Below are 24,124 nucleotides of genomic sequence, written 5' to 3' on the forward strand. Positions count from 1 at the left end.
TTAACTGGCCACCAGGCAATTCTCGTTTAAAGAAATTTAAAAATATCGCCGATACAGCTTTAAATAAGTCCCATCATTTTCTAATTCAATAAGATATTTGTTAACTGTACCAATGAGATCCTCATGATTTGTATTGGCCATAATCCCATATCCTGTTCCCATTGGAGCACCAACTGCTCTAAGTTGATCACTGCTATTAGCAACCCAATATTCAACTATGTCACTATCGAACAAGGCTACATCGACGTCACCGTTATTGAGTGCCTGTAACACGTCATCTACAGTATTATATTCCTGTACCTGAGCTGTATCACCAAATTGCGATGCGACCCAAGCCTTGAAAATAGTTCCCTTTTCTATTCCAACAGTTTTACCCTGAATATCATTAATTGCTTTAACTGAACTCGATACCTTGGTTACATATTGCCCACCACCGATAAGGTAAGGCATACTAAAAAGAACGCTTTTCTCTCTATCCGGGGTAATCGCTATTGCGCCTATGGCTAAGTCAATTTGGCCATTTTCTACTTCATTAAATAAGTCCTTGAAAGTAATATTAGTGAAGTGACAGTCCAATTGCGCACGTTGACATATTTCCTTCATGAGATCGATTTCAAAACCATAAAATTGGGTTTTATCTTTTAATGGGATTTTAAAAGGTGGGCCAGAATCTGATGTACCAATGAGAACTGGCTGCGCAAACAAATGCAAAGAGCATAAGAAGCAAGCTAGAAATAATTTTAGGCGCATAAGACTTCCTTATCCATTTACTTTTTATTTTAGACCAATTTTAACTCATCTAAATTTTGAACAAGAACGGTATTTTCTTCTGAGTCCATATAACTCATCGTTTTATTTAAATTTTGATCTCCAACGCTATTAAGGGTTCATATAATTTGAGTACAATTGTCATAGAGTACTCCAGTTATTTGAAGTAAAAACTAATTTTCATGGGCTATAATTTGATCAAATAGTAGAGATATTGCCATGACTCAGTTTTCTAAAATGAAAATGCATACAGGTTGGTTAGCTAATGCATATCATCCTTTTTTCGATGAATCTCCAATTTATAGTTGGGGTTACATGTATTATGATTTAAATGGAAACTATTTCCAAATCATGTCTGAGCAACATTTATTAACAGATTTTTTTCATAATGAGCTCTACGCAACACAAATACTAAGAGATATTGAAATATTAGATTATGAATATTATGTCTCAAACGTTTCCGGCGATAATTTCCTAGATGATGAACTGAAAGGAGTTGTGACCGCGCGAGGATATACTTTTTTTTATGATTTTATAAAAAGAAATAATACTCCTACTCAATTTTCTACAGAAATCATTACTCTTGCCTCTACTTCAGATCCAATTAAATCAAACAATTTCATATTAAATAATTTAGGTATTTTAGATAAAGTTTGTGAAGATATCGCGAATAAATGTCGTAAGCTATTAAGTAAAGAAAATTTATTAATCTTGCCAAAAGACTTCACGATGAAAGTGAATGAAACATTTGCAAATAAAAAGGACCCTCCTCTAAATTTACACAATAAAATCTTAAATTATGCAAATAAATCACAAACGATATCTGAATTTTTTGATAAGACCTTTGATTTCACGCAGTTGCCATTTAGTTTTTTAGCATGTAAGAACCTTACTCATAAAGAGAAAGAAATTATTTATTTATATTATTATGGTTTCAGCTTACCTCGTATAGCAAGCATACTGGAAATTTCAAAACGTACGGTTGACAAGAATTTGGAACATATCAGAAATAAACTCCAATGTGAGAATAGCAGTCAAATTATTCCTGCCTTATTAAGATTTGATAAATCGATTATGTCTGCCACAAAGAAGTCATAGGATTAATTTTTCGCAGAATAGTTTTTAAAATTTCTAAACCCATATGTTTTAGATAGGTCCAGAGATGTGGAACAAAATTTAAGGAAAATAAGAGCTATTCCTAGACGTTCAGTTTAATCATCCCACTCACAGAATGGCTTATCCACAAGTCCATGGGCCAGTAGAGTTTTCATTGTTTCGGATAGATCTGCGGACCATGTGGGTAAGGTATGTTACAGAGATCTCATGCTTTTTTACTATATCCAAATTATTTATAAGCTGCTGTGAAGTATCAGAAGGACTGTTGTGGTCTTCGGAAATAAATTGAGCGCTCTGATCGATGTTTAAGATTTCGCATTGCTCATTTTAATCCTAAATAAGATTAACCATATTACAGCAAATAAATTAGAAAAAGGCCCCTATTTCTATTCGTCAAACTATAATTTTATTATTGGAGAAGAATTCCGCATCTAATGGAGATAAGATGAAAATTTCCCGGAATATGATGAATAAGGCCATTGAGGCTAAAATTATCACAGAAAAACAAGCCAATGATTTAATTGAGTTCATAAAAAAACTACCCGAACAAAGCCCAGGATTTAATTTAACGAATGTTCTTTATTATTTTGGTGGACTGATAGCTATAGGTGCCATGACATTATTCATGAATTTGGGATGGGAAATGTATGGTGGCTGGGGGATCTTATTTCTCTCAGTGTCCTATTCCATTCTAGGCATCGCACTTACTCATAAGTTACATGATACTGGATATAAAATTCCGGCTGGAATATGTGCCACCTTTGTAATCTGCCTTACTCCCCTGGCTATATATGGACTTCAACAAGGAATGGGTTGGTGGCCACCAGATAATACGGTGTATCATGACTATCATGTCTATGTTAAATGGAACTGGATCTTCATGGAGCTAGGGACACTTATCATAGGAATAATAATGGCCTGGATCTATCGTTATCCATTTATGATTATGCCCATTGCAGTTACTCTTTGGTACATGTCTATGGATCTTACCTCTATGATTGCTCCTGATACTTATACCTATGAGCTAAGTGCTATGGTTTCTATGTATTTTGGAATAATTACCGTATTAATTGCTTTTTGGGTAGATGTCCGCTCAAGTCATTCAGCAGATTATGGCTTCTGGCTTTATATATTTGGAGTTATGGCTTTTTGGGGAGGATTGAGCGCACAACATTCAGACAGTGAGCTATCTAAATTTATATACTTATGCATCAATCTATTAATGATCTTGATTGGAGTCATTTTAAATAGAAAAGTATTTGTACTATTTGGTGCTTTAGGTTCTTGTTGTTACTTAGGATATTTAGCATTTCGGGTATTTAATCTCAGTTACCTATTCCCTGTCGTTTTGACGGCTATTGGCTTTGCTATTATTTATTTAGGTATCATTTGGCAAAAAAATGAAGCGCAGATAACGCATAAAATCCGCTCGATACTACCCAAACCGTTACAGGATTTATTACAGTCTAGAGATCAAATGGAATAAGCGGACTATTTCTTTAATGATAGATAATCCTTCTGTTTCAATTTATTTGTTAAAACCAAATAATGTCTATAATTAATACATGGTGTCATAAAAAATACGCACTCTATTTTAATCAATTTCGATTTTTGAAGTATTTTTTATTTATCCGGAGTGTTGGTATGAGTATTGGGAAACAGTTCCTCGGCTTTTTTAAAAGCAAACCACAAGTTCTTAGTAAATTAGCATCAACAATAGATCATAATGTACCCTATTATAGAATTCATGGTACTTTTCCTGATAATGGTTTACCAATGAGAGGTAATTTTGACAGAGTAACTATTGAGGCACTTGCCAATTACATCTCAGGAAACAAACCACTTATTACGTATGGAGGAACTGTTGATCTCGATGTTTTATTCACAGGCTTTCTAAAAGACAAAAAAATTGAAAATGGAATGAATGGGCTCATCGTAGGAGTAGCAGAAAGAGTGATAGAGTTGTCTTCTTTATATGAGCCACTGGTTGATCACTTTACAGATTTAAATCCAGAAGCCACACCTAAGAAAGTTGCTAATTTTGTAAAAAAACATGAAGCAATTATCGAGTCTTTACCCGAAGAACGTATTATTGCTTATATAACTGATTTAAAGGATTTTCTAGAAGGAGAGATTGTAAAAAACCATTTTGCCAATGTGAATTCCCAATTACCGCCTACGGTTACAATACATGAGTTACAAGATTCAGACTTTATTCGTGATTTATGGGAGGATGTTATGGCCTGTAAAGATACATTAAAAAATGAATATTAAATAACAGCTCAACTTGTCTAGAATTTATTACGCATTTCTTATTCATATAATCTAAACACCATAAAGTAATTTTTTTTACCAATAGGTCTATTTTATAGACATTTAATTTATTTAATATAAAATCATTGTGTCTATATATTAATCGACACAAACACGAAAAGGGTTTTATATGAAATTTGAAAATTCTACATTTGAAGAGCGCTTCAATGATTATTGGAATAGTAATGTTGTCACGCTAGATATTGCTATTCGCAGCTGCTCATTAGGCCTTAATTTATTTGAAATACGCTCCAGTGCTCTCCAATTAATTGAAACCTACCAACGGCATATTTTGAATATTTTATCAAATTTAACGCGTCAGATTTATTTATTCGATGATAAAGAATATGTCCAGAAATACATAAAAAATACCGTTGATCAAGCGATTGAAGACCTTTCTTTTTATAAAAACATATTCCCTGAATATAAAGAAATTCCCGCTGAATTTTTAACAGCCCTTATCAATGCTTCATCCTCAGAATCAGAAAATATCGCATCGAACAGTTTTTTCTAAAATGTATTTGAAATCTCGTGATAAGCGTTATTCATTCACATTAATTTGCCTGTATCTATACTAGTAAATACAGGCTATACCCTATTTTTATAATTCTGCAGAATATGTTCTTTGAGGTAGTTCTTGATCATATGTTTTTATATGGTGATGAAGTCTACTCGTCTTATCCGTATCAAAGAAATAGGGAGAGTAAGTCAATTCTTCTCGTGGAGATTTTTTAACAAAACAAAAAAATGTTGCCTTTGCTACATCGGTTACTGAGCGAATTTCTTCTTTAATTAAAGTAAGTCCCAGTTGTTTTGCGATCACATCAAGAATATTTTTTGAGAGATAATGAGATTGATATTCTAATTTAAATTTTATAAGAGCCTTCATTGCTGCTTCAGGACTGGAAATTTGTTTTTTATCAATGCTATATCTTAGATTTAATAAAATATGAGAGAGGTCCAAGATATCATCATCAAAGCAGTTCGCATGCTCTGATAAAAAGAGAACTCCACCGGGTTCCAAAATTTGACTTGCTTGTTTTAAACTCTCAAATTGTGCTTGAAAACCAGGAAAATGATGTAATGAATGATTATACATAACAATTGCAAATTTTTTCTCTTTAAGAGCGCCTAATAAATCGTTCCCATCATAAATATAATGGTTGCTAATTTGTGCCATGTAATCATTTTTACTTTTTTTATCACTGCTATTTTCCCCGCCCCAATCGATTTCAGATTGGATATCAATTGCATTTCCTTCCATCCCTAGATGTTTGCTTACCAAATAAGTCATTGCGCAATCACCTGCACCTATATCAAGAAGAGCTTTTCCTTTTAACTTCGCTCTGTTTTGTGGAGATAAACCAGTAGTGATAATTCGGGCAATATTTGCAGATTTAGACTCCTGATATTCTTTATCAGTCATTGGAAAACCCATTTTATTCTGCATACCAACCGTGAGGTACCATTGATATATTACTTGCGCGATTTCCGTATCGGGAATATCTATAGGATATGCGTAAAGTGTTTTCATTAAATCGAATACTGCTTTTTGATCTATATCTGCAAACGCATATAAGAAAACATTTTTTGCTTCGTTCCTACGAGCTGAGGATTTTAATAATTTAATTATTTGGTTAGGCTTTAATACTTGTGGATCATTTTGATCTGAAGATTGTATTTTTGTGTCTGACGTAAGGACGCTTGTTTCTTGATTTAAAGATTGGGAAAGTAGGGAAATTATAGGCATCATATTATGTAATTAAATACGGAGTTTGTGCGAATTATATGTTAACTATTCATCCTTTTAAATCATTTTGTTTTATGATTTTACATTTTACATGATGATAGAACTCAATAAATAATAATATTGATGGTAAATACTTTTTTACTGTATCCTGCTTTTTGGGCATTAGCTGGGATGCAATTATGAAGGAACCTTTCCATATTTCCAATTCGCTAGAATTATTGTTTAGTTGTTTGTTTTTATTAATCATTCTTCTAGCAACATGGAATATATTCCAAAAAGAACATACGATACTTAGAAATTTCCCTATCATCGGCTATATACGTTATATCGCTGAATCATTAGGAGTCTATTTAAGGCAATATTTTTATGCCCGAGACCGTGAAGAATTACCTTTTAATCGCACCGAGCGAACCTGGGTGTATGAAGCAAGCAAAAATACCGACACAACTATAGGATTTGGTACGACTCGGGACCGAAGGCCCTTGAATACAATTTATTTTGTTGACTCACCTTTCCCTGTTCTTAAACGAGATGTAGTTAAAGCACACGCAGTTACAATTGGACAACATTGTAAATTTCCCTATACAACGAATTCGTTAATCAATATTTCGGCAATGAGTCATGGGTCGATTTCACAAAATGCTATTCTTGCTTTATCTCATGGAGCAAAGAATGCGGGCTGCTGGCTCAATACTGGAGAAGGTGGATTATCACCCTATCATTTAGCAGGAGGATGTGATTTGGTTGCTCAGATAGGTACAGCAAAATATGGATACCAAGATGAGCATGGCAATTTGTCTGATGAGAAATTAATAAGAGCAGCAGCACATCCTCAAGTTAAAATGTTTGAAATTAAACTAAGCCAAGGAGCTAAACCAGGAAAGGGCGGATTATTACCTGCAATCAAGGTAACCAAAGAAATTGCTAAAATTAGAGGCATTCCATCCCATGAAGATTCCATTAGCCCGAATCGTTTTCCTGAAATTTCAAACTCGTTTGAATTGCTCAATCTAATTCATTATGTTCGAGAGGTAACCGGTAAGCCCACTGGATTTAAAGTAGTTCTAGGAAATTACCAGTGGTTAGACGAATTATGTCAGGAAATCATCGAACGTGGTGTAGAGTATGCGCCAGATTTTATTACCCTTGATGGTGCTGAAGGTGGAACAGGGGCCGCTCCGTTAACTCTGGCAGACTATATGGGTCTAACCTTAACAGAAAGCCTCCCTGTTCTTGTTGATAAATTAGTAGAATATAATTTACGGGATCGAATCAAAATCATAGCCTCTGGCAAACTAATTACTCCAGGAATGGTAGCTTGGGCTCTCTGTGTTGGAGCGGACTTCGTTAATTCTGCGCGTGGATTTATGTTTGCGCTTGGTTGTGTACAAGCTATGAGATGCCATAAAAACACCTGCCCAACGGGGATTACAACCCATAACAGATGGTTGGTAAGAGGCTTAAATCCCAAAAGTAAGGCTGTCCGTGTTTATCATTATGTAAAAAATTTAACTTATGAAGTGGGCGTTATCTGCCATTCCTGTGGAGTAGAAGATCCCAGGGAATTAAGACGACATCATGCCCGCATTGTTTCAGAACATGGTACATCTGTCTCTTTAGCAGATGTCTATCCTCCAAAGAAAAAAGGAACGAACATTGATAACAAGAAGAAGGATAAAAAAGAATAGCCTGGGTAAAGCAAAGCCCAGGTTCCTATCTTCATAGATTAGGCCGAAATATCCTTTTGCGCTCTTTCTACCGATAAATAAACGCTGATTATAGTAATCACAGCCAAAATAATGAGATAGACAGAAACAGGCCAAGTATTTCCATGCGCCCATTCTACTAAACCAGTAGCAATCAAGGGAGCTAATCCTCCAGAAAATGCAGCGGATAAATGATAAGCGATAGCTGTTCCACTATAACGAATACGTGTTTTAAAAAGTTCTGAATAATATGCTCCCTGAGCGCCATGCATCATCGCATGAGGAATACACATTCCAAAAATTACAGCAAAAAATATCAATGCTGGATTTTTTGTTTGCAATAACCAAAAAAATGGAAATGCAAATAAAGCCATCGATAAAGCACCTGTAATGTAAACTGGACGCCGACCAATTCGGTCCGAAAGTGAACCAAAATACGGAATCAAAAATGTTTCAAAAATAGCCCCAATCATTACTGCGTAGAGAAGAATTGTTTTGGATAAATGTAATTCAAGCGTTCCATAACTTAATATAAAAACAGTTAAAACATAAAATGAAGCACTTTCAATTAAGCGTGCCCCGATTGCCAAAAGAAAATTTCTAAATTGAGAACGTAGCATTTCTAATGCAGGGATCTTAGGCGGATGTTTATGATTTGTTGCCGCCACAAAAATTTTGCTCTCCATAATCTGCAAACGAATATAAAGACCAACAAGAACAACAATAAAACTAAGTAGAAAAGGAACGCGCCAACCCCAAGATAAAAATTGCTCCTTAGGAAGTGCAGAAAATACAAGAAATATTGCTATGGAAATCACTAATCCAAAGGGAGCTCCAGAGTTTGGCCAGCTTGAATAAAACCCTCTTTCCTTTTCTCGGCTCACCTCAGCAGACATCACAACAGCTCCAGCCCACTCACCACCAACTGCAATTCCTTGGATACATCGTAAAATGACCAATAAAAATGGCGCAAATATCCCGATCATTTCATAGGTTGGAAGTAATCCAATTAAGAATGTAGAGCCCCCCATCAAACATAAAGTAAAAACAAGCATTTTCTTTCTGCTTACCCTGTCACCAAAATGACCAAATATTAGCCCTCCAAGTGGCCTGGCAAAAAAACCGACCGCATAAGTCGCATAGGCAGCCATAATACCAGCTACTGGGCTAATTTTAGGGAAAAAAAGAATGTTAAAAAATAAAGCGGATGCAGTCCCAAAAAGATAGAAATCATACCATTCGATTGTTGTTCCAATAAAACTGGCAAGAGAAACTCTTCTGGAAGCTTTGGACTTGGGATCTTGTCGTATTATTGTCATAATTCCTTATATTAACAATAGATTAGTTCACTCACATCCTATATGAATTATAGAAAGAAAGCGAATAAATTACTGTTAACAACATAAAGTATCGTTGTATCTATCACTACAAATTGTGCAATTTCAAAAATCATTCAAATCGCACTTATTACATTCTTTCGGGATATTTTGCTACACTAAAATCACAGATTGGATTTAGGAATTTTTAAAACAGTAAATCTAAGTAAGGTAAAATAAGGAAATTCCATATGAACTATTTAGAGCTTATTCTAAAAACTCTAAATAAATTTGCGCAAAATTTTATTGCGCTAATTCCCAATATCATTATTGCAATTATTTTTGCAATAATGACTTATTTTGCTGCCAAATTAATTAGTCGTCTTGTAAGTTCGTTTTTACCTAGAATAGCAATTCGCGCTAACTTAGTAACAATTTTCCATAAATTAACCATTATCATTGTATGGTTTATAGGAATATTAATTATATCAGCGATCTTAATTCCATCAGTTACTACAGCAAATATTTTAGCCACTTTAGGATTAACCTCTGTTGCAATTGGCTTGGCATTCAAAAATGTTTTTGAAAATTTTTTTACAGGCATTTTGATCTTGCTCAGAGAACCTTTTAGCATTGGCGATTTTATTGAGGTCGGATCGCAGCATGGCGAGGCTCAAGGTTACGTTCATCGTATTTCTGTTCAAAATACTCATTTGCGTAAAACAGACGGTTCACGAGTATTCATCCCCAACTCTACAATGTATACCAGTATAGTACGGGTGTTTACTGATGAATCACTCAGACGTGAAAAAATTGTTTGCAGCATTGATTTTAATACTGATATAGAAAAAGCTCGCTCAGTCATTAAAGAAGCGATGAAACAGTGCAAAACTGTTTCTAAAGATAAGTATATTCAAGTCTATGTGGTTTCTTTTTCTTCTAATGGCATTGACTTTGCAATATATTGGTGGACAAATCCCGAACCCAGCCAGCAACGTCGTTCACTTGATGAAGTACTCACAACAATTAAAAAAGCACTTGATAACGAAAAAATTCCGATGACCTATTCCACTCAAGTAAGTTTTGTTGAACCTTTGATGATTCATAATAAAGAAAAAATTGATAACCAAGACCATAAAAATGATAAGTAAGTCCTCACATAATTCCTCCTTCAGATCGGGATCATATAGGTAAAGTATAATAATTGTTCTAAATAATAGAGCAACGCTTGAGTCATTAACCGCTCAGAATAAAATCAATACTGTACTGATTCAATTAAAAAGAATAGAATCGTTTTGTCATATTATTTTACTGATCTGTACATTCGGATATTTCAAAATGAGCCAGCTTTTAGATCTTTCACTTCTAAAAAAAAATCGTGATTTCAGGCTTCTTTATTTGGGGCAATTCATTTCATTTATCGGTACCATGATCAGCAATGTTGCGCTGCCTTATCAAATTTATCAAATTACCCAATCGACCTTCGCCGTCGGATTATTAAGTTTAGCCCAGTTATTACCCCTATTAATCACCGCATTAATTGGTGGTGTATTTGCTGATCGATACAATCGACGAGGATTATTGATTATCAGTGAGTTACTTCTTGCCGTAGGATGCTGCCTGCTTGCACTTAACTCATATCAAACGACTCCTTCTCTGAGTCTCATTTTTATCGTTTCAGCTTCTATGTCAGCCATTACCGGATTACATCGGCCTGCATTTGATAGCATTATACAACAAATTGTTAGCCGTAATGATTACAAAAAGGTAGGAGCACTAGCTACATTCAAATTCAGTTTTTGTATGATTATTGCCCCCGCTCTTTCTGGGCTTATTATTGCTCACTATGGCATTGTTATCACGTTCTTAATTGATCTAATGACCTTTTTTATGTCATTAATCGCTTTAATCAGAATCCATTCAATACCCAGGCCTGTTATGCAGGAGCATCCTTCTATTCTATCTTCTCTAAAACAAGGAATTTCCTTTGCCTTTAATCGGCAGGAATTAATGGGGAGCTATATTATTGATTTTATCGCCATGGTTTTTGCATGGCCTAATTCTTTACTTCCTGCCATAGCCCAATCTTTGGGGGGAGCTAAAACTTTAGGTTTACTCTATTCTGCACCCGCTGTTGGGGCATTGATTGTTTCATTTATCAGTGGCTGGACTGCAAAAATAAATTATGATGGAAGAGCCATTGCCGTTGCCGCAGCATTATGGGGTGCTGCCATCATTGGGTTTGGCTTATCAAACTCACTTTGGCTTGTGCTGTTTTTCTTAGCACTTTCTGGAGCTTTTGATGCTATAAGTGGGATATTTCGAACTACATTGTGGAATAATACCATTCCAACAGAATATCGTGGTAGATTAGCTGGTATTGAAATGATCAGTTATTTAAGCGGACCTAAATTAGGTGATACACGTGCTGGATTTATCGCCTCCAGTGCTAGCATCCCCACTGCATTGATATCAGGTGGCTTGTTATGCATTATAGGAGTAACCGTCTGTTGTTTGGCCTTTCCAAGATTTTGGCATTATCGTTCACATCAAACAAATGCCATGGATGGTTCTGGTGGGCCTGAGAACGGCGCTGGTCATTAAATAGATCCGCAAACCAATCAGAATAATATTTATGAATTATAAATTGAACTTCATAAATCTCGCTTTACAAACTCAGTAAAAAGTTAATTGATACAATATTAGTAAGAAAGTTTGGAACCCCGAAACGTCGAATGTATTGATTCATATAGCCGATTTCAGTGGTGGCTATGGGATTTATTTTGTAGCCCAAACCGATAAAAAATCGGTTTTGATCAAATCCCCTACTGTTTGTACCCACAAAATTATTCTTATGAAAAAACAGTTCATCACTAGTGACAAAATTAAAATGGGTATATCGTTTGATCGGGACCGAAATTTTAATAAGTTCTCTGATTCGATAAGCTATTTTAGGATTATTTTCTAAAAATCGCTGTTCTGTGCGTGTTCGACTGGTAAAAGTCAAATATCGATTGGTTTTAGTCCATAAAAGTTGCTGCCAAATTCGATTTTCCTCAAATGGATTAGTGGTAAAAGGGATGCCTGTATATACCCATGCGTACCCAAGCCATATGCTTAGATTATCTGTTAACGCATAACCTAATCCAGGGCGTAATAATGTCTGGGTGAAACGGCTACTATCATCACCAAAACGCTGTTGCCCTTCTAACCAATACCGTACCCTCCCTATTATTTTATCGTTGCTATGAGTTTTTCCAATGGCTGTAAGATTAAACCAAGATTGCAAATCACGCTCGAGCGAACATTCAGCATTTTTAGGCCAAATAAATATCCCTAGTAAAAAAAAGAATAATAAAGTTACCCTTTGCATGAGTATTTTTCTTAATTATAAAAAGAGCTATATTAGTAGGTGTTTCTCAGATTGAAAAGCGTCTTAGTAAATTAAGTTGGGCCTGCACTACATGAAGAGAACAAAAAAAATTTTTGAATATCAATTGATTGCGTTTAAATAAATACAATAATTGAGACATGTAAAGTTCCAGGAGCGGTCTTTATGAGTCTCAATTACAATTTAAGCTGGATATTTCAACCAAATAGGCATAACCTTATTCAGATATACCATAAACTTCCATAAACCTACCTGAGACTCCACGTTTCCATAGGCATCAGCTTTAGTTTCTGGATATGCAATACCTAAGCCAAATAGCCCTGGACCAATAATTCCAACGTAGGGATTGTGGTGTGAATATTCATAATCGCCAATAACAATACTTTTACGCTGCTCAAAACCTACTGCATAAATTACTTGATCACATTCAGGTAAAAAGCGTGCAATATTAGGTTCACTGACATTGTAACGAACCAAATTAGGAGGTAAAACACCATCGATGTGTTCCCGAGCCCAGGCAGCACTCTGTCCTTTAAGACCAGTATTATCAAAAAGAATCCAGTCATCCATTTCAATCGCATAACAGCAAGGTGAACGATAAAAATTAATGATCTTTTTGACCTCAAGCTCTACAAGATGCTTTAAAATGATAATTGCAGAATGAGATGATCCAAATACACCATACGTCTCATCACGGCGAATAACTGAGGAGAGTTTTTCCTTATCAATTGCTATATCAAAGGGAATTACACTAACCCCTGGATAATTTAACGCTGAAGGCAATGCGCCTGTAGCCAAAATTACATTTTTAGCCTGGTATGTTTGTGAATCGGAGCACAAAGACCATAACCTATTTGATAAAAACATATTATGGATTGTTGTTTTTACTGCTTGGACTTTTCGTAAAAAATGCTCTGTAATCCACTGCAAGGGCTCAGCCATGTAACTCAAGGTACATGTTTCCTCTACAGGTAGATGATTTAATTGAAAATCAGGAGCCTCTTGATAACGAAAAGATTGGACTGCCGATAAAAAATCTTTAAAGTATTTGACCTTAGTATTACTCGAAACATTACGCCAGTACAGACCAAAATCTCCGGCTTTAAAATGAGGATCACACCATAAAATATGTTCTGGCGAAACGCCACTATCCAATAATTTTCCCACTGCGGCAATCCCAGAAGGCCCCGCACCAATTACCGCCCATTGAAATGTTTTTTTATTCATATAATTTATTCTTGATCACATGTATTTATCGACACACAAGTACCTGTACTACAATCATCTATAGTTTGACATAAAGGATCATAATAACCTTCATCAGGCCCCCCAATAACTTCATCAGTGTTATCATTCAAATCATTATCGTAACAAATGCCATCATCCCAGGTGTTCACATTTACACTCCCCCCATACCATCCATTATTATAATAGTTATTGTAATTTTCATTATAGTGATATCCAGGATTCGGGGGAGACACACTATGGTAGCTCCCTCATTCATGGCCTTCAAAAGCAAAAACCGAAGTACTTATCAGGAAACTTAAGGCAGACATAAAAGTACATGCACGGAGTTTCATTTTTGTCCTTAAGAGTTAAGCACCGGATTTTAATAAAGTATAGTACTCGAAATAGAAGTAAGCGCAATAAAATTTCATGACAATAAAAATATGTTTTTTGAATGCTTATGATACACTTAAGCAATTATTTGATCTTATATGGAGGTATTATGATTTATGTAACAATTCCCTCTGGAATGGTTTTTAAAAAGATTGCGGTTCAACAAAATAACTCTAATGAAACAGAACAAATCAGTGATTGTTTTGTAACCCCTGAAGAAGGAACTATAATAGATCTGCAAAATTTAGTTAAAGAAGCCTTACGAACCAATTCGCGCCGTAAAAATTGTATCAATTTAAAAGACATTACTATCTATCTAAATAAACCACCAGCTACCAGTGAGCTTTTTTTAGCATATACTCCCAATCATAACGGAAAGCACCCAACTGAAATTGAACCTAAAGTGATCACTGGAAGAGAAGCACATCAATATGATCCCAAACAATACACGAGATATGGCTCGTTTTGGTATCAACAAATTCATTTATCCGCTGATAGACAATCAGAAATCGAAGAGAAAATGTCAGAACAAAAAGCCAATCGTAGACACATCGGCTATAGCCCTTTGTCAACCTGACCTCTTATATTCCGAAAATGAGATATAGAGAAAATCAAAACGATTTGCCCGGGTTACTCTACCCCGAGCAAATCAATTTCGTCTAGTTGGAAAAAGACAAATCTTCCTCTTCGCTCAAATCCAGTGAACTAATAAAATCTTGATCCAATTTCAACCTCGGATTAGACAAGAGTTTTAATAATGCGCTTTTTTCATCCTGTTCAAACTCATTTATTAAATTTATTAACATACCCTTACCAATTTTCTCTTCATATTTGCTGCCATAATTAAAATATTCGCTTCTGAAAAAATCAGAGCATAATCTGAGTAAAACAGATGCTTTATTAAAATCTTTATTCACAAGACAATATATGAAAATATCCTGATTATTTTTATCGATATAACTTAATATCTCTTCAGGATTGAACTGTTTTTTTTCTGCTATATGGCCCATTAGCAGTTTAAAGTCACTTAAAGCAAGAACATCAATTGCTTTATGTAGAAACGTTCTATCTTCTCTATCGTGAACCAGGATATTTGCTTGTGAATCAATCAGAATACACAAAACATCCAAATATGCGCGTTTTTGGTTTTTCGTCTCTGAGGCAGCATAACCAGCGAGTGCAAAAAATAAAGCACAATTTCCCGAATGGTTTTGTTGTTGATCTATGTTCGCATGATTTGTAACCAACCATTTCACATTTTCTACTTGCCCCAGATAACTGGCCAACATTAATGCGGTAAATGAATCGGCATGATTAAAGTCCAGTACCTTCCCCCGCAAATTTGTTTTTAGAAAAGGAAGATTAATATCATCTTGAATAATCTTTTTTTGATCCAGGGATAATTGTTTTCCAGAAAGAATTACTTCACCAATTTTTGTGACATACAAACTATCGTTTTCTTTTAGGTTTAATAGCGTAAGAGCTTTTTGCATTACAAAGAGTCGATATACTCTTGAATTGGAGTCAAGCACTTCCTGGGCAGATTGCCAGTTATCCTCTGGACTAAGAAAAAAATACTCCTTAGAAGCTCGTTCATCGTAGCAATTATAATCCACCAGCAATTGTTTTCCTTTGGGGATATCTTTTGTCGCAATTACTTTGACACATTTTATGCCATTTACTACATCTTCTCGAAATTCAACATTGGCTTGAGTATCAGAAAAATTGATGTATCGCGTAAAATTCCCTTTATCTTTACCATCAATTACTCTATGCCCCAATGTCATTGCATAACTCCAATCTGCACCTGAAGTTTGATTTACATATGTTTTAAATAAAGTTGTTGTCGGATACAGTTCCCCAGTATATTCGCCCAAACATGTGCCGGCTGGAATATCGACATAAGCATATAATCCTTGGCCCCCAAACTCTTTTAATAAATTAACTGGCATTACTTTAACAAGTTCGGGTTGGTCTACAGAAGAAGAAAGATAATTCTCAGCTTCCATGTTTTTAATACCAAGGCTTTTTATTAATTTCTTTAATTTTCTCAAGTTACTCTCATCTAGTTTTGAATTTTTTGCAAAGAATGAATTCACGTGTACTTGAGTCAATTTGAATTTAACCTGAAATGCGGCCGCTGCTCTCTGTTTTTGTTTTCTTAAAATTGTAGTTTTCAATTTTTTAGGCATGGTCAAATCCTGATTAAAAAATCAAATAGTTTACAGCGTGATCATATTAAATTCTAGTTACTCGAAATTAATACTTATTTAAAGAACAAAATTACCAGGATTCACACCCAAGAAATTTACTGTTCAAGAAATCTGACACAAATCAGGATTCGGTGACATATATAATCGGTTGTGCTAATATGACGTTCGTTCCAAATCGCACGATACATGCAGCACTTGTTTAGCCTACACTATAGATATTGGAACAAAATATATTGAACAATCAAATAACACTTTTGGATTCACACTCTATGGCAGTTACTATAAAAACCCCGGACGAAATCGAAAAAATGCGCATTGCAGGCAAGCTTGCTGCAGAAGTTCTTGAGATGATAGGTCCTCATGTTCAAGAAGGTATCACTACCGAAGAACTTAATACCATTTGTCATGATTATATTGTGAATACACAAAAAGCTATTCCTGCCCCTTTGAATTACAATGGCTTTCCTAAATCCATTTGCACTTCTGTTAACCATGTAGTATGTCACGGAATCCCTGGAAAAAAAGTTTTAAAAGATGGGGATATCATTAATATTGACGTTACTGTTATTAAAAACGACTATCATGGTGATACCAGTAAAATGTTCATTATTGGCACCCCATCAGTCAAGGCAAAGCATGTAGTCCAGGTGGCTCATGAGTGTTTGTTTATTGGAATTGAAATGGTGAAACCTGGAGTTCATTTAGGTGATATTGGTCACGCCATTCAACAACATGCAGAAAAAAATCGTTGCTCTGTTGTCCGCGATTATTGCGGTCATGGGATAGGACGTATCTTCCATGAAGATCCTCAAGTATTACACTATGGATTACCTGGAACAGGAATGAAATTGGAACCAGGTATGACCTTCACCATAGAACCTATGATCAATGTTGGGAAGTATCACACTCGATTATTGCCTGATCAATGGACTGTAGTCACCAAAGATCATAGTCTTTCAGCCCAATGGGAACATACCTTATTGGTAACCGATAATGGTGTAGAAATTTTGACTTTGCGCGATGAAGAACGAAAGTAACCACACAAGAACTCATCCCTTTTGCCAGGCACAAGATGCAGAGAAAAAAGGGATGCCCCAAGAGTTACAACATCTTAAAAATGCACTAAAACAATTTAAAGAAAAACTACGCGAAGAATTCGATTATAAAACCAATATCACCACAATCATTCGTAAGCTAGTTAGCTTCATCGATGAGCTGGTCATTAGTTTATTTACTAAAAATCAACTGGATCATGACGTTTTTTGCCTACTTGCACTTGGAAGTTATGGACGAAGAGAACTACTACTCTATTCAGATGTAGATATATTATTGCTGCATTCTGATAAGGTTTCTAAATCACAATTAAATCGTGCACAAAATTTTATCCAGGATTGCTGGGATGTTGGCTTAAATCTCAGCCATCAAATTACAAGTGTTTCTTCGTGTGCCGAACTTGCTAGCCAAGACGTCACTGTTATTTCTAGCCTCATGGATATGTTTTTATTATGCGGTCGTGGCCCATTAATGGAGGAATTAATTTATCAAATACATCCTCTACACATGTGGATCAGCCAAGATTTCTTTTTAGCTAAACTTCAAGAACAAAAAAAACGTGATGCCAAATATGGTGAGACAGCTTATAACTTGGAGCCTAATGTTAAATATGGCCCTGGTGGTCTTCGTGATTTGCAGATCCTGCTCAGCATTGGTAAACGACATTTTAATATAAAAAAATTAGCTGATGGCATCAATTATGGATTCATTACTGACAAAGAATATGAAAAGCTTACATATTGCCAACATTTCCTCTGGCGTGTGCGTTTTGCTTTACATGTACTAGCTGAAAAAGCGGAAGAACGCTTATCCTTCGATTATCAAATCAAATTGGCTCAGTTTTTTGGCTATAAAGATAAACCTCATTCATTAGCCATAGAACAATTCATGAAAGACTACTTTAAAGTAATTAAACGCAACAGAGAACTCAATGAGATGTTACTACAATGGTTTGATGAAACCATAGCTCACTCTCCCAAGCAAAAATTGTTTCCTCTAGATCATGAATTTCAACTATCCAATAATTATATTGAAGTAAGAAACACGCGTGTGTTCATCCATCATCCACAAGCGCTACTAAAATTATTTCTATGGATAGCAAAACGGCCTGATATTGAAGGAGTCAGAGCGAATACTATTCGGTTAATCAGAGAATCACTCTATCTGATGAATAAACGTTTTAAAGCATCCTCAGAAACAACAGAATTGTTTATGAGTATTCTTAAAGTAGAGGATGGACCTTATAAAGCATTGCATCGAATGAGCCGATACGGTGTGCTCACTCATTATCTAGAATGTTTTGCTCTAGTCACCGGACAAATGCAGTATGATTTATTTCATGTTTATACTGTGGATCAGCACACATTATTTGTCATTCGCAACCTGTCTCGTTTCAAAGAAAAAAGCTATGCAGAGCAATTCCCTCTCTGCGTACAAATTATGTCTCATTTAAACAAACCCGAACTACTTTACCTGAGCGCATTATTTCATGATATTGCCAAAGGAAGAGGCGGCGATCATTCAGAACTAGGTTCAATTGAAGCAGCATCTTTTGCACAAAACCACAAGCTAGAAAAGGAAGATAGTGATTTACTGGTTTGGCTTGTACGCAATCATCTTGTTATGTCACAAACAGCACAAAGACAAGATATTTATGATCCCAATACCATAAAGAACTTTTGCCAAATTCTGCCGCACCCCCGCTATCTGGATTACCTATATTTGCTTACGGTTGCTGACATTTGTGGGACTAACCCTACTCTCTGGAACTCATGGAAAGACTCTTTACTTAAAGAGTTGTATCGTGCTGCAAAACATATGCTACATCGAGAACAAGAGTTGACCGATGAAACTGCTCTCATCAAAGCACGGAAAAAGCATGCTTTATCCATATTAAATACCGAAGGATTCGCATCAAAAGCGATTGAAGATTTATGGGAACAATTCAAAGACAGATATTTTTTACATGAATCTCCCGAGGTCATCGCGCGTCATACAAAAGCGATTCTTGCTTGCACAAAATTCCCTTTAGTCATGATTATGCCACACCACAGTCAAGGTGGAACCGAGGTTTTTATTTATATGCCTCACCGAGATGATCGATTTGCTATTGCAACTACTGTTTTAAGTAATCACAACGTCACTATTCAGGAAGCGATGATTCTTACCTGTGATAATCAATATGATTTAGACACCTATATTATTTTAGATGAGCAAAATCAGGCATTTTTTGATAAGCAACGATCTCATGATATTCAACAGGCTTTATGCACCCATTTAGCACAAACGAATCAATTACCTGTTGTTGTTCGAAAAAGACTCTCGCGCGCCTTGGCGCACTTTACCGTCAAAACTCAAATTCATTACTATGATGAGCCATCATATAATCAAACTCGCCTATTTCTAGTCACCGGAGATAGACCTGGTTTACTTGCAACAATAGGCAGAGTATTTTCAACATTAAATATTCACTTGCATAACGCAAAAATTGTAACTGCAGGGGAACGCGCAGAAGATACTTTTTATATTACTAATCAACAAAATCAGTCGTTAAATAATGATGAAAAGGAAGTTTTAAAACAAAAACTCATTCAAGAACTCCTAATTACTTCAAAGTGAAAGTACTATCTGTAACCCTTCCGCCAATTATCTAGGCAACTCTCGAACAGAGGCATCAGGCATTCACTTTACTGAATATCATATAAAGAACCTTATAGTTCTGAGCATTCAATACATTGAATTAATGTTGTATGAACTTCCATAAAAAAATATCACATCAATGTTTAATTTTAATTACCTGTAAAAATAATGAATTTAATGCAATTTAAATCCGCATATTTAATCTTTATTTAATCTTTTTATACTAAAATTATACATATTCAATATGAATTCAATCTCTATTTTATAAATTGGTGTGAACTATGCAGGAAAAAAATGACCGATTAAATCCTGAAAGAGTAAATCTTCTTATTTCATATATAGAAAAAAATGTAGGAAAAAATAATACAACTGTTAATGAACATTTGTTTTATATCAAATCATTATTAAAACAAAGTCTACCTTTAGAAGGTGAAGAAATTAATATTGCTAAAATTCATGAGGCAATTCATTACATTGAAACCATGAAAATTAAAGTGCCACATTCAATATTTTCTGAAAAACTGGTTACAATGGCAGATCTGATGCGAAATAGAGGTGAGGTAATTCTTCCTGCATATGAAAGAAAGCAAAAACCCATTAACTTAAGGCATCCAATTGACGCTGTTTCAGCAAGTGCTGAAAATCAATTTGGATCGCTCCATAATGCTTTAGTTGCATTAATTATGCCTCATTATCAATTTTTAAATGAAGAAAAGCTACGTAAAACAACTAAAAAACCTTCGATTGCATGGAATTATGACTATCCCCTGGATGATAGTAATGAAATAATGAATCAAGCAATAGGAGAATGGCAAGCAAATTACATTAAAAGAAATTCTGATGCAACGAAAGCTTATAGAGACTTCACAAGATCTACCAGTATTCGAGGCCTCACTGCAACAACAAATAAAGAGGTAGAGGATTTATTGGATTATTTGATTGCGGGAAGTGATTACCCTCAAGATTGCGGAAATAATATACGACAATGGTTACAAGCGAATGGCGGACAAGATATAAATCGTTTTTTAGATACATTAATGCTCAGTGGTGAGTTTACACCAGAAGAAACCACCTCTTTACTTAATACTAAAGGTATTGAGCAAGTCTGGTGCATTGAAAATGGAAAAGTTGTTTTCTTATATTCACCAATTGTTTATTCTCTCTGCATGGAAAGAGGGATAATGATCAATGATGGCACAGGCAAATTAACTGCCACCCAAAATCCTGAGCATATAAAAGACAATAAAACTGGCAACTATAGGGTATTACCTATCATGGATGTTAAAGCTAAAATTGAATTGAACGCCGTTGGAGATGAAGTAATTCCATCAATTACCAAATTAAGTGTAACCAGTTATAGTTCTGATTTAGTAAAACCTGAGCCAAAAGTATTGGATAATACAAACTCAATAATGTAAAATTTATTTCTAATCTTTTAAAATATGGACATTTCATGAATGATTTGCCCCGCGAAATAATTGTGCATATATTGAATTTTCTAGATGTCAATTCATTGCTTCAGATAAGTTATGTATCACATTTTTACCATACTCTGTCTGATGATTGCTTAAAATGGATTAAACTTTGTCTTACTGATCCAATATGTCAACCTCTTTTACAATCTGCGATGTTAAAAGAAGAATTATTGAATCTCAAAATCGATGCAAAATCTTTATATCAAAGTATCCAAGTCAATGATGTGAACAAAATTCGAGAACTGTTATTTACCAAAGACATCAGGGAATTTGTCTTATATGCTCCTTTTTACGAAAGGAATGTCCCCCAATTTTTTCCTCGTGCAGGAGATAATAAAAGAAACCTGTACCTCACTGAAGATGCAGCAAAAAAAAACACACCCAATGCAGCAAAGGTTAAACATTGGCTAAAAGTAGGAATCGCAGTTGAAAAAGATAAATTTGAAGCACTTTACAGTAATCATAAATTACAATCTCAACAGGCAGCCTTACCTATGCCAATTATTGCCAAATAGTTAATACAAACTAAACTATTATCCAGGCTCACTCTTATCTTTCCAAACTCTTGATTACTTTGTCGATATGCTGCCCGTGTTTATCGACACATTTGGAAAAAATCAGTGAGTAGAAGAGCACATTCCGCTTGCATTATTCCCTCATCAATTTGAACTTTATGATTTAAAGGGTAACCCTGTAATAAGTTATAAACCGATCCTGCGGCTCCTGCTTTAAAATCTCGGGTTGCAAAAACCAGCCGTTTAATCCGTGCGTGTACAATTAGTCCCGCACACATGGCACAAGGCTCAAGGGTAACATAGAGTGTCGTATCTAATAAACGATGATTTTTTAACTGTTGTGATGCATGTCTGATTGCACAAACCTCTGCATGGTCTGATGGGTCGTGACTGTTTTGGATGGAATTTCGCCCTAAACTTAACAACTGATTGTCTTTGCTCACTAATACAGCACCAACAGGAACTTCCCCCTCAGCTTGGGCGAGAATTGCTTGCTCGTAAGCTTTTTGCATCCAATAGTGATCGTTCATTATTAAATTAAAGAAAATAAATTTTAAAATATATAACCAAGATCTAGCATATTAAGAAAATTAAGAAAAAAGCTGTCGTTCCCTCGAAGGAGGGAACGACCCTAAAAACGGAAAAGGTGATTTTTTTCACCTGAAAAAATTATTCCCACTCAATAGTAGCTGGTGGTTTTCCTGAAATATCATATGTTACACGAGATACACCATCTACCTCATTGATAATTCGATTGGATACATGACCCAGGAATTCCCAAGGTAATTGAGACCAATGTGCTGTCATAAAATCAACCGTCTCTACAGCACGAAGACAAATCACATAATCATATTTACGCCCATCTCCCATCACGCCAACACTTTTGACTGGTAAAAATACCGCAAAAGCTTGACTGACTTTATGATAAAGATCAGCTTTTCTGAGTTCCTCAATAAAGATAGCATCAGCTTGACGTAAAATATCTGCATATTCCTTTTTAACTTCTGCTAAAATCCGCACCCCTAGCCCGGGTCCAGGAAATGGGTGACGATAGACCATATCATGGGGCAAGCCTAACTCAAGCCCTACCTTACGAACCTCGTCTTTAAATAATTCACGAATAGGTTCTAATAAACTCAAGTTCAATGTTTCTGGCAACCCCCCCACATTATGATGAGATTTAATTACTACCGAAGCACCGTTTGTGCTCGTCGCGGCCGATTCAATAACATCAGGATAAATCGTTCCTTGCGCCAGCCAGGCCACACCAGGAATTTTTAGTGCTTCTTCATCAAATACTTCAATAAAGGTGCGCCCAATAATTTTTCTTTTTTCTTCAGGACAAGTTACCCCTTTGAGTGCATTAAAAAATTTATCTTCGGCATGGACTGAAATAACTTCAACCCCCATGTGCTTGCCAAACATTTCCATGACTTCATTTGCTTCATTAAAACGTAACAAGCCAGTATCTACAAAAACACAAACCAATTGTTTGCCAATTGCTTTATGTAATAAAGCCGCAACAACGGAAGAATCTACGCCGCCGGACAAACCAAGTAAAACCTTCTCAGACCCCACCCGGGCACGTATTTCATTGATTGTTTCATCAATAATAAGCGTAGAGGTCCAATTAGTCGAAGCCTTGCAAATATCCACAACAAAACGATGTAGAATACGCATTCCTTGCAGTGTATGTGTGACCTCAGGATGAAATTGCACTCCATACATTTGTCGATTTTCATCAGCCATCCCAGCAATTGGAGCGTTTCGCGTTTCACAAATCACCTTAAAACCGAGTGGTAATTTTGTTACCTTATCGCCGTGACTCATCCAGACATCTAATAATGCATTCCCGTCAGTATTGAGTCTGTCTTCAATTTGTGAAAACAATTTACTGTGACCATGCAACTTTAACTCAGCATAGCCAAACTCTCTAATCGAAGATGACTGTACTTCACCGCCTAACTGCACCGCCATAGTTTGCATTCCGTAGCAAATACCTAAAATAGGCAACCCCGCAGTAAACAACCATTGAGGTGCACGTGGGTTCTCATCATGAGTTACAGTTGATGGGCCACCGGACAAAATGACGCCGCAAGGATTAAGTGCAGTAAATTGTTCTTGTGTAATATTGAAGGGATGAATTTCACAATAAACACCTAATTCGCGTACTCGTCGCGCAATTAATTGTGTGTATTGGGAACCAAAATCAAGGATTAGCAAAGGATGTTGTTTTAAATCACTCATT

Annotated in this window: 21 protein-coding genes; 12 read left to right on the forward strand and 9 right to left on the reverse strand. The window is 35.6% G+C overall.

Annotated features, from left to right (window positions below; all coding sequences use genetic code 11):
• Window positions 1-36: 36 nt before the first annotated feature.
• A complete protein-coding gene (locus tag ELY20_RS09870; RefSeq protein WP_407656326.1) occupies window positions 37-684 on the reverse strand; it encodes a transporter substrate-binding domain-containing protein in 648 nt (215 codons plus the stop codon).
• Between the two features lie 303 nt (window positions 685-987).
• Here ELY20_RS09870 and ELY20_RS09875 point away from each other — a divergent pair, with 303 nt between their 5' ends.
• The 4 genes from ELY20_RS09875 (at window position 988) to ELY20_RS09890 (ending at window position 4,711) form a co-directional block, all read left to right on the forward strand.
• Window positions 988-1,866 carry a helix-turn-helix transcriptional regulator gene (locus tag ELY20_RS09875; RefSeq protein WP_110142121.1) on the forward strand — a complete coding sequence of 293 codons (879 nt, stop codon included), beginning with the start codon at window positions 988-990 and terminating at the stop codon, window positions 1,864-1,866.
• Window positions 1,867-2,329: 463 nt separating this feature from the next.
• Window positions 2,330-3,370 carry a DUF2157 domain-containing protein gene (locus tag ELY20_RS09880; protein ID WP_110142122.1) on the forward strand — a complete coding sequence of 347 codons (1,041 nt, stop codon included), beginning with the start codon at window positions 2,330-2,332 and terminating at the stop codon, window positions 3,368-3,370.
• A 158-nt stretch (window positions 3,371-3,528) separates the two neighbouring features.
• Complete coding sequence (locus tag ELY20_RS09885; protein WP_110142123.1) at window positions 3,529-4,158, forward strand: hypothetical protein; 630 nt, start codon at window positions 3,529-3,531, stop codon at window positions 4,156-4,158.
• Window positions 4,159-4,327: 169 nt separating this feature from the next.
• Window positions 4,328-4,711: a hypothetical protein gene (locus tag ELY20_RS09890; RefSeq protein WP_110142124.1), complete on the forward strand. Its 384-nt coding sequence runs from the start codon at window positions 4,328-4,330 to the stop codon at window positions 4,709-4,711.
• Window positions 4,712-4,798: 87 nt separating this feature from the next.
• Here ELY20_RS09890 and ELY20_RS09895 read toward each other — a convergent pair whose 3' ends face one another.
• A complete protein-coding gene (locus ELY20_RS09895) occupies window positions 4,799-5,950 on the reverse strand; it encodes a class I SAM-dependent methyltransferase (RefSeq protein WP_199742193.1) in 1,152 nt (383 codons plus the stop codon).
• A 176-nt stretch (window positions 5,951-6,126) separates the two neighbouring features.
• Here ELY20_RS09895 and ELY20_RS09900 point away from each other — a divergent pair, with 176 nt between their 5' ends.
• Window positions 6,127-7,635 carry an FMN-binding glutamate synthase family protein gene (locus tag ELY20_RS09900; RefSeq protein WP_110142126.1) on the forward strand — a complete coding sequence of 503 codons (1,509 nt, stop codon included), beginning with the start codon at window positions 6,127-6,129 and terminating at the stop codon, window positions 7,633-7,635.
• A 38-nt stretch (window positions 7,636-7,673) separates the two neighbouring features.
• On the opposite strand, the gene ELY20_RS09905 is transcribed toward ELY20_RS09900, so the two are convergent.
• A complete protein-coding gene (locus tag ELY20_RS09905; RefSeq protein ID WP_110142127.1) occupies window positions 7,674-8,972 on the reverse strand; it encodes an MFS transporter in 1,299 nt (432 codons plus the stop codon).
• Window positions 8,973-9,220: 248 nt separating this feature from the next.
• Between ELY20_RS09905 and ELY20_RS09910 the strand changes: the two genes are divergently transcribed.
• Together ELY20_RS09910 and ELY20_RS09915 are read left to right on the forward strand one after the other, a co-directional pair.
• Window positions 9,221-10,120 (forward strand): mechanosensitive ion channel family protein, encoded by a 900-nt coding sequence (locus tag ELY20_RS09910; protein ID WP_110142128.1) that lies wholly within the window; start codon window positions 9,221-9,223, stop codon window positions 10,118-10,120.
• A gap of 187 nt (window positions 10,121-10,307) precedes the next feature.
• Entirely contained in the window at window positions 10,308-11,573 is a 1,266-nt protein-coding gene (locus ELY20_RS09915; protein ID WP_110142129.1) for an MFS transporter, read from the forward strand.
• Between the two features lie 64 nt (window positions 11,574-11,637).
• Here ELY20_RS09915 and ELY20_RS09920 read toward each other — a convergent pair whose 3' ends face one another.
• From ELY20_RS09920 to ELY20_RS16995, 3 genes are all read right to left on the reverse strand, one after another.
• Entirely contained in the window at window positions 11,638-12,342 is a 705-nt protein-coding gene (locus ELY20_RS09920; protein ID WP_110142130.1) for a DUF2490 domain-containing protein, read from the reverse strand.
• A gap of 201 nt (window positions 12,343-12,543) precedes the next feature.
• Window positions 12,544-13,587 (reverse strand): FAD-dependent oxidoreductase, encoded by a 1,044-nt coding sequence (locus ELY20_RS09925; protein WP_110142131.1) that lies wholly within the window; start codon window positions 13,585-13,587, stop codon window positions 12,544-12,546.
• 5 nt (window positions 13,588-13,592) lie between these two features.
• The gene (locus ELY20_RS16995) at window positions 13,593-13,757 is read right to left on the reverse strand and encodes a hypothetical protein (RefSeq protein WP_233590561.1); all 165 of its coding nucleotides are present in this window, start codon (window positions 13,755-13,757) and stop codon (window positions 13,593-13,595) included.
• Between the two features lie 332 nt (window positions 13,758-14,089).
• Here ELY20_RS16995 and ELY20_RS09935 point away from each other — a divergent pair, with 332 nt between their 5' ends.
• Window positions 14,090-14,557: a permease gene (locus ELY20_RS09935; protein ID WP_110142132.1), complete on the forward strand. Its 468-nt coding sequence runs from the start codon at window positions 14,090-14,092 to the stop codon at window positions 14,555-14,557.
• 82 nt (window positions 14,558-14,639) lie between these two features.
• Here ELY20_RS09935 and ankI read toward each other — a convergent pair whose 3' ends face one another.
• Complete coding sequence (gene ankI / locus ELY20_RS09940; RefSeq protein ID WP_110142133.1) at window positions 14,640-16,172, reverse strand: Dot/Icm T4SS effector AnkI/LegAS4; 1,533 nt, start codon at window positions 16,170-16,172, stop codon at window positions 14,640-14,642.
• 290 nt (window positions 16,173-16,462) lie between these two features.
• Here ankI and map point away from each other — a divergent pair, with 290 nt between their 5' ends.
• From map to ELY20_RS09960, 4 genes are all read left to right on the forward strand, one after another.
• A complete protein-coding gene (map, locus tag ELY20_RS09945) occupies window positions 16,463-17,230 on the forward strand; it encodes a type I methionyl aminopeptidase (protein WP_110142134.1) in 768 nt (255 codons plus the stop codon).
• A 52-nt stretch (window positions 17,231-17,282) separates the two neighbouring features.
• Window positions 17,283-19,865: a [protein-PII] uridylyltransferase gene (gene glnD / locus ELY20_RS09950; protein WP_199739229.1), complete on the forward strand. Its 2,583-nt coding sequence runs from the start codon at window positions 17,283-17,285 to the stop codon at window positions 19,863-19,865.
• Window positions 19,866-20,167: 302 nt separating this feature from the next.
• The gene (locus tag ELY20_RS09955) at window positions 20,168-21,304 is read left to right on the forward strand and encodes a hypothetical protein (protein WP_110142136.1); all 1,137 of its coding nucleotides are present in this window, start codon (window positions 20,168-20,170) and stop codon (window positions 21,302-21,304) included.
• A 35-nt stretch (window positions 21,305-21,339) separates the two neighbouring features.
• On the forward strand, window positions 21,340-21,876 hold the full coding sequence (locus ELY20_RS09960) for an F-box-like domain-containing protein (RefSeq protein WP_110142137.1): 537 nt from the start codon (window positions 21,340-21,342) through the stop codon (window positions 21,874-21,876).
• Between the two features lie 80 nt (window positions 21,877-21,956).
• Here ELY20_RS09960 and tadA read toward each other — a convergent pair whose 3' ends face one another.
• Both tadA and guaA read right to left on the reverse strand, forming a co-directional pair.
• The gene (gene tadA / locus ELY20_RS09965; RefSeq protein WP_110142138.1) at window positions 21,957-22,406 is read right to left on the reverse strand and encodes a tRNA adenosine(34) deaminase TadA; all 450 of its coding nucleotides are present in this window, start codon (window positions 22,404-22,406) and stop codon (window positions 21,957-21,959) included.
• Between the two features lie 139 nt (window positions 22,407-22,545).
• Window positions 22,546-24,123 (reverse strand): glutamine-hydrolyzing GMP synthase, encoded by a 1,578-nt coding sequence (gene guaA, locus ELY20_RS09970; RefSeq protein WP_110142139.1) that lies wholly within the window; start codon window positions 24,121-24,123, stop codon window positions 22,546-22,548.
• Window position 24,124 lies beyond the last annotated feature (1 nt).

It is taken from the genome of Legionella qingyii, from assembly GCF_003990155.1.
GTDB classification, from domain to species: domain Bacteria; phylum Pseudomonadota; class Gammaproteobacteria; order Legionellales; family Legionellaceae; genus Legionella; species Legionella qingyii.

What these genes read in the sequence shown, in the direction of transcription:
- ELY20_RS09875 (WP_110142121.1), top strand. Translation starts at nt 988, where the DNA reads ATGACTCAGTTTTCTAAAATGAAAATGCATACAGGTTGGTTAGCTAAT.
- ELY20_RS09880 (WP_110142122.1), top strand. Translation starts at nt 2,330, where the DNA reads ATGAAAATTTCCCGGAATATGATGAATAAGGCCATTGAGGCTAAAATT.
- ELY20_RS09885 (WP_110142123.1), top strand. Translation starts at nt 3,529, where the DNA reads ATGAGTATTGGGAAACAGTTCCTCGGCTTTTTTAAAAGCAAACCACAA.
- ELY20_RS09890 (WP_110142124.1), top strand. Translation starts at nt 4,328, where the DNA reads ATGAAATTTGAAAATTCTACATTTGAAGAGCGCTTCAATGATTATTGG.
- ELY20_RS09895 (WP_199742193.1), bottom strand. Translation starts at nt 5,950, where the DNA reads ATGATGCCTATAATTTCCCTACTTTCCCAATCTTTAAATCAAGAAACA.
- ELY20_RS09900 (WP_110142126.1), top strand. Translation starts at nt 6,127, where the DNA reads ATGAAGGAACCTTTCCATATTTCCAATTCGCTAGAATTATTGTTTAGT.
- ELY20_RS09905 (WP_110142127.1), bottom strand. Translation starts at nt 8,972, where the DNA reads ATGACAATAATACGACAAGATCCCAAGTCCAAAGCTTCCAGAAGAGTT.
- ELY20_RS09910 (WP_110142128.1), top strand. Translation starts at nt 9,221, where the DNA reads ATGAACTATTTAGAGCTTATTCTAAAAACTCTAAATAAATTTGCGCAA.
- ELY20_RS09915 (WP_110142129.1), top strand. Translation starts at nt 10,308, where the DNA reads ATGAGCCAGCTTTTAGATCTTTCACTTCTAAAAAAAAATCGTGATTTC.
- ELY20_RS09920 (WP_110142130.1), bottom strand. Translation starts at nt 12,342, where the DNA reads ATGCAAAGGGTAACTTTATTATTCTTTTTTTTACTAGGGATATTTATT.
- ELY20_RS09925 (WP_110142131.1), bottom strand. Translation starts at nt 13,587, where the DNA reads ATGAATAAAAAAACATTTCAATGGGCGGTAATTGGTGCGGGGCCTTCT.
- ELY20_RS09935 (WP_110142132.1), top strand. Translation starts at nt 14,090, where the DNA reads ATGATTTATGTAACAATTCCCTCTGGAATGGTTTTTAAAAAGATTGCG.
- ankI (WP_110142133.1), bottom strand. Translation starts at nt 16,172, where the DNA reads ATGCCTAAAAAATTGAAAACTACAATTTTAAGAAAACAAAAACAGAGA.
- map (WP_110142134.1), top strand. Translation starts at nt 16,463, where the DNA reads ATGGCAGTTACTATAAAAACCCCGGACGAAATCGAAAAAATGCGCATT.
- glnD (WP_199739229.1), top strand. Translation starts at nt 17,283, where the DNA reads ATGCCCCAAGAGTTACAACATCTTAAAAATGCACTAAAACAATTTAAA.
- ELY20_RS09955 (WP_110142136.1), top strand. Translation starts at nt 20,168, where the DNA reads ATGCAGGAAAAAAATGACCGATTAAATCCTGAAAGAGTAAATCTTCTT.
- ELY20_RS09960 (WP_110142137.1), top strand. Translation starts at nt 21,340, where the DNA reads ATGAATGATTTGCCCCGCGAAATAATTGTGCATATATTGAATTTTCTA.
- tadA (WP_110142138.1), bottom strand. Translation starts at nt 22,406, where the DNA reads ATGAACGATCACTATTGGATGCAAAAAGCTTACGAGCAAGCAATTCTC.
- guaA (WP_110142139.1), bottom strand. Translation starts at nt 24,123, where the DNA reads ATGAGTGATTTAAAACAACATCCTTTGCTAATCCTTGATTTTGGTTCC.